A 1,833-nucleotide genomic window follows, 5' to 3' on the forward strand; every position below is an offset into this window, starting at 1 on the left:
GGTGGGCACGGTCGCGCTGCTCGGCGCTGGCCGCGGCAACCTGCCGGCCGCTGCCCGGAATGCACAGCCAGAGCGCCACCCCGGCCACGCCGAGCAGCGCGACCGTGCCCACCGCTGCAATGACCAGATGCGCGTTCGACTGCACCTTCTGCCAGAAGGATGGCCGTACGTTATAGCCGAACTGCATTGTGAAGCGCTGCCGTTCCGGCGTGCCGAAACTGAAGGGCTCGTTCACTCAAACCACCTCCAACAAGCGGGCCGACGTTCTTTCGATCATTGCCGCGAGGGTTGGCATCGATCGGCATCGGTCCCGAAGTCACAGCGGACAAGGCCCGCGAAATCCCCGGAATTTTCGCCCATGATCGCATCTTTTACTGCTGATTATGGCATGAGTGAGCCAGATTGCGAAATTCTGCGCGTCCGTTAAGGCTTCCACAACCTGCCTCGTGGAAGCCGCCATCGTCGAATCGGCGCCTCGACCGCGCGCCAGCCTCAAATCCTGTCGCGCAGCGCAAACCAGCTGAGCGCCAGAAACAAGAGCGGCGCGCGAAAGCGGCGGCCGCCCGGGAAGGGGGGGATATTCAGGTCCTCGATCAGTTTCAGGCGGTCGCGATTGCCGGCAACGGTCTCGGCATAGAGCTTGCCGAAGAAGTTCGACAGCATGACGCCGTGGCCGGAATAGCCTCCGATCGAGATCACATTCGGCATCACTTCGCGCACGAACGGCTTTCTCGGCATGGTGATGCCGACATAGCCGCCCCAGCCATGCGTGATTTCGACATCCTTGAGGTCCGGGTAGAGTTCGGCGATCTGCCTGCGGATGTGGATATGGATGTCCTTTGGATCGTTGACGGCATAGACCTCGCGGCCGCCGAACAACAGCCTGCCGTCTTTTGACTTGCGGAAATAGCGCACCACGAAACGGGAATCGTCGACGGACTCGCCGCCCGGCAGCACTTTGGAAGCAGCGAGCGGCACGGTCGCGCCGATGAAAGAGCCGATCGGCATGATATGCGCAGCGCTCACCGGCTCGAGATTGCCGCCATAGGCATTGACGCCGATCAGGCATTTGTCGGCCGTGATCGTGCCCTTGGGCGTCGTGACCTTCACCTTGCCGCCGCTGGAAATTATGCCGGTGGACGGCGTCTGCTCGAAGAGATGTGCGCCGGCGGCGGCCGCCACTCTCGCCGTGCCGATCACCAGCTTCAGCGGATGGATGTGACCGGTGCCGATGTCGCGGGTGCCGCCGAAGTAGCGCGTCGAGCCCAACCGCTGCGCCGTCTCCGCCTGGTCCATGAAGCTCAAATGCGGATAGCCGAAGCGGCTCGCCATGATCTCGGCGTGTCGCTTGTAGTCGTCGACGTAACGTTTCTTGTGCGCCACGGAAAGCTGGCCCGGCATATAGTCGATGTCGATCGTGTTGGTGGCAGCGAAGTCAAGCAGATGCGCCTTGGCCTCTTCCGCCATGTCGAACAGCGCCCTGGCGCGGGAAAGGCCATATTCGGCCTCCAACTCTTCCGCCCAGGCACGCTGCCCGGTGCCGAGCTGGCCGCCATTGCGTCCGGACGCGCCGTCGCCGAAGCGATTGGCCTCGATCAGCACGACATTTGCGCCCGCCTTGGCCAGATGCGCTGCAGCCGAGAGGCCGGTAAAGCCGCCGCCGATGATGACGACGTCGCAGGTCCGGTCGCCGTCGAGAGGCGAGTACTCGGGGCGGGGTCCAACCGTATCCTCGTACCAGGACCGGCCGGGAGAGATGGGGGATTGGTAGGGCATGATGCTCGCAGTAGGGCAGTAGGGCAGTAGGGGAGTAGGGCAGTAGGGGAGTAGGGG

General features: G+C 63.4%; 1 protein-coding gene and 1 pseudogene. Both read right to left on the bottom strand.

Features of this window, described 5'->3' with window-relative positions:
- Positions 1-235, bottom strand: a pseudogene (locus EOA27_RS34735) (SH3 domain-containing protein); the annotation flags it as partial.
- Positions 236-492: 257 nt separating this feature from the next.
- Positions 493-1,776: an FAD-binding oxidoreductase gene (locus EOA27_RS34740; RefSeq protein ID WP_126079089.1), complete on the bottom strand. Its 1,284-nt coding sequence runs from the start codon at positions 1,774-1,776 to the stop codon at positions 493-495.
- Positions 1,777-1,833: the final 57 nt, after the last annotated feature.

It is taken from the genome of Mesorhizobium sp. M2A.F.Ca.ET.037.01.1.1 (assembly GCF_003998075.1).
Taxonomy (GTDB): Bacteria; Pseudomonadota; Alphaproteobacteria; order Rhizobiales; family Rhizobiaceae; genus Mesorhizobium.

Coding starts and splice junctions, on each gene's coding strand:
- EOA27_RS34740 (WP_126079089.1), bottom strand. CDS start 1,776: ATGCCCTACCAATCCCCCATCTCTCCCGGCCGGTCCTGGTACGAGGAT.